The 6,498-nt window shown below is 34.3% G+C and carries 6 protein-coding genes and 1 pseudogene; 3 read left to right on the top strand and 4 right to left on the bottom strand.

The genetic code is table 11. From position 1 onward, the window contains the following. Positions 1–103: pseudogene (locus OZD63_RS03510) on the bottom strand (IS5/IS1182 family transposase); the annotation flags it as partial. 21 nt (positions 104–124) lie between these two features. Between OZD63_RS03510 and OZD63_RS03505 the strand changes: the two are divergent. After that, a complete protein-coding gene (locus OZD63_RS03505; protein ID WP_275008130.1) occupies positions 125–469 on the top strand; it encodes an ankyrin repeat domain-containing protein in 345 nt (114 codons plus the stop codon). 190 nt (positions 470–659) lie between these two features. On the opposite strand, the gene trhO is transcribed toward OZD63_RS03505, so the two are convergent. Beyond that, entirely contained in the window at positions 660–1,487 is an 828-nt protein-coding gene (gene trhO / locus OZD63_RS03500; RefSeq protein WP_275008129.1) for an oxygen-dependent tRNA uridine(34) hydroxylase TrhO, read from the bottom strand. Positions 1,488–1,616: 129 nt separating this feature from the next. Here trhO and OZD63_RS03495 point away from each other — a divergent pair, with 129 nt between their 5' ends. After that, complete coding sequence (locus OZD63_RS03495) at positions 1,617–3,215, top strand: ABC transporter permease (protein ID WP_275008128.1); 1,599 nt, start codon at positions 1,617–1,619, stop codon at positions 3,213–3,215. A gap of 10 nt (positions 3,216–3,225) precedes the next feature. Here OZD63_RS03495 and OZD63_RS03490 read toward each other — a convergent pair whose 3' ends face one another. Continuing rightward, positions 3,226–4,107 carry an Rpn family recombination-promoting nuclease/putative transposase gene (locus tag OZD63_RS03490; RefSeq protein WP_275008127.1) on the bottom strand — a complete coding sequence of 294 codons (882 nt, stop codon included), beginning with the start codon at positions 4,105–4,107 and terminating at the stop codon, positions 3,226–3,228. A gap of 177 nt (positions 4,108–4,284) precedes the next feature. Continuing rightward, entirely contained in the window at positions 4,285–4,686 is a 402-nt protein-coding gene (gene apaG, locus OZD63_RS03485; protein ID WP_275008131.1) for a Co2+/Mg2+ efflux protein ApaG, read from the bottom strand. A 99-nt stretch (positions 4,687–4,785) separates the two neighbouring features. Here apaG and OZD63_RS03480 point away from each other — a divergent pair, with 99 nt between their 5' ends. Continuing rightward, entirely contained in the window at positions 4,786–5,850 is a 1,065-nt protein-coding gene (locus tag OZD63_RS03480; protein WP_274980114.1) for a 5-(carboxyamino)imidazole ribonucleotide synthase, read from the top strand. Positions 5,851–6,498 lie beyond the last annotated feature (648 nt).

Here is a 6,498-nt window from a genome sequence, read left to right as displayed (position 1 = left end):
AATCAAGTTTCCTTGGTTTTGTTTTCTTTCTGCTACTCTCCAGTATTGGTCTAATTTTTTCAAATTGTTCCTTACTTATATCGCTTGGATAGCTTTTTTGCATAGATATACCTCTTTCTTAACTATGCTTATTTTACCTCATATTTTCGAGATCCTTAACAGGTTCTTAAGAGGTATGACTAGTATAGTAAAACTTCTTTTGGAAAAAGGTGCTAACATTAATATCCAGAATAATCTGGGTAGAACTGCATTACACCATGCTACTTCTACTAATAATGCTGATATGGTTGAATTTCTTCTGAAGGCAGGAGCCAAAGCTAATATAAAGGATAATAATGGTAGAAAACCATCTTCTTTTACTGAAAATAAAAAAATAATGGGTTTACTTAAAAATCCACCAGCTAGATGCCTTTCTGATGTTATAGTTAGCTGTCTTTCAACGCCCACTTCTGTTTTTTGTGGAAAGTAATATGGATTGATGTATTAGTCAATAGATGCACTTCAGGTTATTTAATTTGCTAGAAAAATGTTGTAGAATGGCTTTTGCCATTCTACTTTTTGAAGTGCAACTTTCCAATTCTATAGCTAACATAAGACTATCTCAAGACCTCGCCATCTCGCTGCTTGTTAGCGCCGCGGCGGTATGACGTAGAGAGATCTTATTTATTATATCTATAACACTGAAGTTTACAATCAGAACAAACCACCTGGCCACGTGAAACTGATTTCAGTTTATCAGTTGAAACTTGATTTGAGCAGAATATGCATTTTATTGTGTTGCTTGGAGTAAGTGAGTTATCAACAGCAACTCTATCATCAAAAACAAAACACTCACCTTCCCAATTACCATTTTTATTATAAGTTTTTTCAAGGTAAGAAAGAATGCCGCCTTTAAGATGGTAAACATCACTAAATCCAAGGCTTTTCATATATGCTGTAGATTTTTCGCATCTAATTCCACCAGTGCAGTACATAGCTACTTTCAGGTCTTTACTCTCAGAAAATGACTCTGTCCACTGAGGAAACTCACGGAAACATTGTGTGTGTGGATTAATTGCATTCTTAAACTTGCCTAATTTCACTTCATACTCGTTTCGTGTATCTATTACTAAAACGTCAGGTTGAGAAGTAAAATCATCCCAATGCTCTGGATCAACATATTTACCCTTAAGGGAAATATCAAGATTGCTTACACCAAGATTCACAATCTCTCTTTTTAATTTTACCTTCATCTTGCTAAATGGTTGATATTCTGCTGCACTCTCTTTCCATGTAAGGTCCCTTAGCCTATAATCAGAACGTAGAAAATCGAACATTTTATCAATTGCGTTTCTTTCACCAGATATTGTTGCATTAACACCCTCTTCTGCAAGGAGTATAGTACCCTTTAATTCAATGTTGTCGCATGCAGCTTTTATTTCGTCTTTCATGTCATAATAATTAGAAAGTTCTACAAAATGATAGAAAGTTGCAATGACGAAGCTCATGATTATTCACTTATCAACTAAAAACATGATATACAAAATTATAAAGATATTCAATGGTACGGCTGTTAATTACTGGATATCTTCAGTTTTTGCATATAATATTTTAATATAAAATATAGATTCAAATTAATGTTTTTAAGAGTATTTAAAAATATATTCTTATTTCTAGTAAGTATATTATTCGTCTGTCCAATATTATCATTAATATCAATTCTATTTACAGATACAGCAAATTCCGGATGGGTAATCAGCACACTTTTCCCCGAATATATACTGAGTACGTTAATTTTGATGATAGGAGTGGGGGGAATATCTTTCATATTTGGAGTAATTCCAGCTTGGCTCACCACATTTTTTTCATTTCCTGGAAGTAAAATTTTTGAGATTGCTTTATTCTTTCCAATATCGATTCCTGGATATATAGTGGCGTTCGTCTATGTAAATACACTAGAGTTTTCAGGTCCGGTGCAGAGCCCATTAAGAGACATTTTAGAGTGGAGCAAAGGTGACTATTGGTTTCCTGAAATAAAATCCCTAGGTGGTGGAATATTAGTAATGGGATTCAGCCTATATCCATACGTTTATATGTTAGTCCGCTCAAGTCTAAAGAATGTTAGTAACTCAGTCACTATTGCGTCAACACTTGGGTTCTCCTCATTGAAGAGCCTGTTTTCTGTCATCATACCCTCCATACGCCCATCAATTATAGCTGGGTTGTCTTTGGTACTAATGGAAGTAATTACAGATTTCGGCACACCACAGTTTCTTGCTATTGATACTTTTACGACAGGAATATATCGCACCTGGTTTTTACTGCATGACAAATATTCAACTACTGTTTTAGCAGTTGCAGAGTTGATTTTCGTTGCAACACTAATAGCTATCGAAAAAAAACTACAAAAAAAAGGAATATCCTACTCTTCAATCAATACCAATTCAGATTATCACAACAAACGGAGCATAAGTGGCGCTATACCGTTGACCTTTGCTTATCTTATGTGTGTATTGCCGATATTAATAGGTTTTATTTTGCCAATGATTCCGCTCATATATTGGAGCATAGAGAAGGGGTTTTTCATATACGAAGCAAGATTTTGTAACATAATAGCAAATAGCATTAGTTTATCATTTATCACCGCATTAATCTCAATTAGCATTGCAATAATGATTGGATATACGGCGCGTAAAAATAAGGTAATCAACAATATAGCGCGTCTCATTTCTTTAGGCTACGCAATTCCAAATGCAATTATCGCAATTAGTATAATAATATTTTTAAGCAGAATATCCTCTTTCATTACTCAATATGTTGTGGAAATTAGCTTAGTAGGAACTATTGGCGCATTAGTTTACTCATATTTATTCCGTTTTTTTGCTATATCTTTCAAGGCGGTAGAGTCAGGGCTCAAAAAAACACCAAATGAAATTGAGTGGACTGCATATACCATGGGTCACGGACCTATTTCCACATGTTTGAATGTTCATATCCCTCTCATCAAGAAGAGTATATTATCGGGATTTTTGCTCGTATTTATGGATACTATCAAAGAGCTCACAGCAACACTCATTATAAGACCATTTAATTTTGAAACTATATCAACTAGAATATATGAACTTGTAAGCGATGAGCGCTATAGAGAAGCTGCCCCATTTTCGTTAATAATAGTTATAATAGGCTTAATCTCTACAATAACCTTATTTACACTTGATGATAAGGATAAAAAATAAACGTAACTGTTCACAGATTTCCACTTAATTCTTCAATCTCACTAACAGAAAGGCCAGTAAACTTAACAATAGTGTTGACATCAACATTATTAGCCAGCATTGCTTTTGCGACTTCAATTTTCCCTTTCTCTACACCTTTTTGTATACCTTTCTCTTCAGCAAGATCAAGTCTGTATTCAAGAATAGCTTCTTCTTTGCGTAGATCCATTATCCTTTCTTCATAGGCTACTAAATCTTTTTCGTTCCAACGAAACTTGTCTAATTCATCATATGCTAGCTTTATTATTGGCGCTTTTTCTGCTATCTCTTTTAAGTCCTCTTCTGTTGTTTCTTCTGCGTATTTAAAAAAGAAACACCACCTTTCTACTGTACTTTCTAACTGCTCTACTTTATTTTTTGCAAATTTAGGCAACTCAATAAAGACAAACTGAAAATCTTTTAAGTAATGGCCGTTAGTTTTTATATCACGTATATTGTGAGTAGAAATATAATCAACTTCTTCAGGAAGTAAGTTACAATTTGATATAGCAATAAAGAAGACTTTCTTTAAATCAATGTAGTTGCCAGATTTATCTAATTGTCTTGAGTAGGCTTTAGCGGCATATAATTGAGCGCGTTTTTCGAAGCCCTTGTCTCTAGCGAGCTGCATTTCTGCTATATATCTATTTCCGTGAGAATCCTTGCAGAGAACATCAACAATACTTTGTTTATCAGAGGCAACTTCGGGATCCATAATAGTGCTAAGAAACTCAACTTCTTGTATTGCATTTATCTCAGTAAACCCTAAAATATCGTTCAAAAAGTGGATCAGGATATTCTTATTTTTTTCCGTTCCAAAGATTTTTTTGAAACACAAACCATTGCGAGGATCGAGAAATTTTGAAAGAGCCATGGCAAAAATGCTTGAAAATATTAATAATTATACACTATTATTAACAATTATTCAACCATATTTTCGAAGATAGCTAGTTTCTGTATTTATTTTAAATTGAAGAAAGCTCAAATGAAAGATCGTGCTTTGCTAAAAATCGCAGAATGCAGTCTGGTTACAAATAAACTATTTTGATAGTTAATGGGGTCTAGTTTTGACGTATGGACTATCCAAAGAAAAGGGTGGTACCATAACCTCAAAAATTTTTATGCTTTCTTCATTCAGAAATTCATACTTACCCTGCATTATTCCTGACGGTACATTTAAGTATGTTCCACTTGTGTATTTAAATACCTCTCCAGATTTTATCACAGGCTGTTCTCCGATAACACCAACTCCGGCAATTTCATTTACTTTGCCCTTATAATCTATTATTTGCCAATGACGACTTAACAATTGAATAGTTGATTGGCTTTTGTTTTTTATCTTAACGTTATACATCCATACATAGCAATTTTCATAAGGAATGGATTGCTCTTCAATGTAAATTGGTAAAACTGTAACTTTAACAAAGTTGGTAGTCAATGTGTATTCTAGAATCATTATAGAATATTCATGATAAAAAGATAATATTCTAATTATATGCTTTTTTCATAGATTCTTCAAGTATACTTTAATTAGGAAATATCAATTTATAGTATGAATGAACCAGATGCACTGAGCAAAAAAGTAATAGGAATAATAGGTGGTGGACAATTAGGTAAAATGACTGCTATCGCTGCAACAAAACTTGGACAAAAAACACATGTTTTTGCCAGTGCTAAAGACGATCCGGCTTGCTCTGTTGCTGATGATTTCACAATAGCAGATTTCTCTAATAAGAAAGCTCTTGAATCTTTTGCACAGAGTGTGGATTTAGTTACTATTGAGTCTGAAAATATTCCATGTAGTGCAATTGATATCGATGTAAATTTTTATCCGGGTAAAAAAGCGTTACACATTTCGCAGAACAGACTGAGAGAAAAGGATTTTATTAAAAACTTGGGTATAAAAACTGCTAACTATAAGAGTATACAAAATTATAATGAGCTACTGAAAAGCAGTAGAGCTTTTGGCTATCCAATAAGGCTGAAAACAACAGAAATGGGTTACGATGGAAAAGGACAATATGTGCTTGAGAATGATTCTGAAGTGAAGCAATTTGCTTCCTTTGATTGGAATACAGAGTACATTCTTGAAGCAAGTGTTGATTTACTGAAAGAGGTTTCAATAGTCGTTGCAAGAGATAAAAACTGTAAAGTAGCTTTTTTTCCTATAGCAGAAAATTACCACGTTGATGGAATACTTGATACTTCAACAGTGCCAGCTAAAATAGATAGCAAATTAACTCAAGAGGTACAACGAGCTGCAAAGAAAATAGCAAATGCGCTTGATGTAATAGGAATTCTGGCTATTGAATTTTTTGTTACTAAAGATAACGAATTGTTAGTTAATGAACTAGCTCCCAGACCTCACAATTCTTGCCACTGGAGCTTGGATGCATGTAACGTTAGTCAATTTGAACAGCTAGTTAGGATAATATGCGGGCTACCTATGCAGGAAGTAGTATTATGCTTTCCTTGTATGACGAAAAATATAATAGGTAATGATATATATGATTCTCATAAGTGTTTGAGCAACGAAAAAGCTAGTTTAACCATATATGGGAAAAAAGAGGTTAGGGATAAGCGTAAAATGGGACATGTCAATATAGATTTAAGTTAACAGTTTTTCTACGTCATACCGCCACAACTGTACGAACATTGTGATATGATGAGATGTTACATAGTAAACGGTGTCATTCTAGCACCTCTTTTCCCGTCATCCCGCTGCTTGTTAGCGGGATCTCATTTCACTTTGTGAAGGTGTCATCCCAGCACCTCTTTTCCCGTCATTCCGCTGCTTGTTAGCGGGATCTCATTTCACTTTATGAAGGTGTCATCCGAGTATCCTGACTACTTGGATCCAGGAATTTTATTAAGTTGGTAAGCATAAAAGTGGCTGATCTTATGTTAAAACACAACGTTCTTGATGAGATTACAGCAAGGCTGGGTTCCAGCGTCAGCTACTTGAATGACAGCAGTCCTACGTCATGCCGCCGCGGTATCTCTAGATCCCGCTAACAAGTAGCGGGATGACGATTGTCGTTTAGCCATAAATATTAAGAAATTTACCAAATAAAAAAAAGGCAAAAGAAGCCCCGTGGTTGGCTAATTACTTAGAACCTGTTAAGGATCTCGAAAATATGAGGTAAAATAAGCATAGTTAAGAAAGAGGTATATCTATGCAAAAAAGCTATCCAAGCGATATAAGTAAAGAACAATTTAAAAAAATTAGACCAATACTGGAGAGTAGCAGAAAGAAAACAAAACC

The sequence above is a fragment of the Wolbachia endosymbiont of Drosophila leontia genome (genome assembly GCF_028981785.1).
In the GTDB taxonomy this organism is placed as follows: Bacteria; Pseudomonadota; Alphaproteobacteria; order Rickettsiales; family Anaplasmataceae; genus Wolbachia; species Wolbachia pipientis.
This window is presented reverse-complemented; position numbering and strand designations above follow the sequence as displayed.

Bases quoted from the DNA above. Each gene is read 5' to 3' on its own strand.
- OZD63_RS03495 (WP_275008128.1), top strand. From the start codon at position 1,617: ATGTTTTTAAGAGTATTTAAAAATATATTCTTATTTCTAGTAAGTATA.
- OZD63_RS03505 (WP_275008130.1), top strand. From the start codon at position 125: ATGCTTATTTTACCTCATATTTTCGAGATCCTTAACAGGTTCTTAAGA.
- trhO (WP_275008129.1), bottom strand. From the start codon at position 1,487: ATGAGCTTCGTCATTGCAACTTTCTATCATTTTGTAGAACTTTCTAAT.
- OZD63_RS03490 (WP_275008127.1), bottom strand. From the start codon at position 4,107: ATGGCTCTTTCAAAATTTCTCGATCCTCGCAATGGTTTGTGTTTCAAA.
- OZD63_RS03480 (WP_274980114.1), top strand. From the start codon at position 4,786: ATGAATGAACCAGATGCACTGAGCAAAAAAGTAATAGGAATAATAGGT.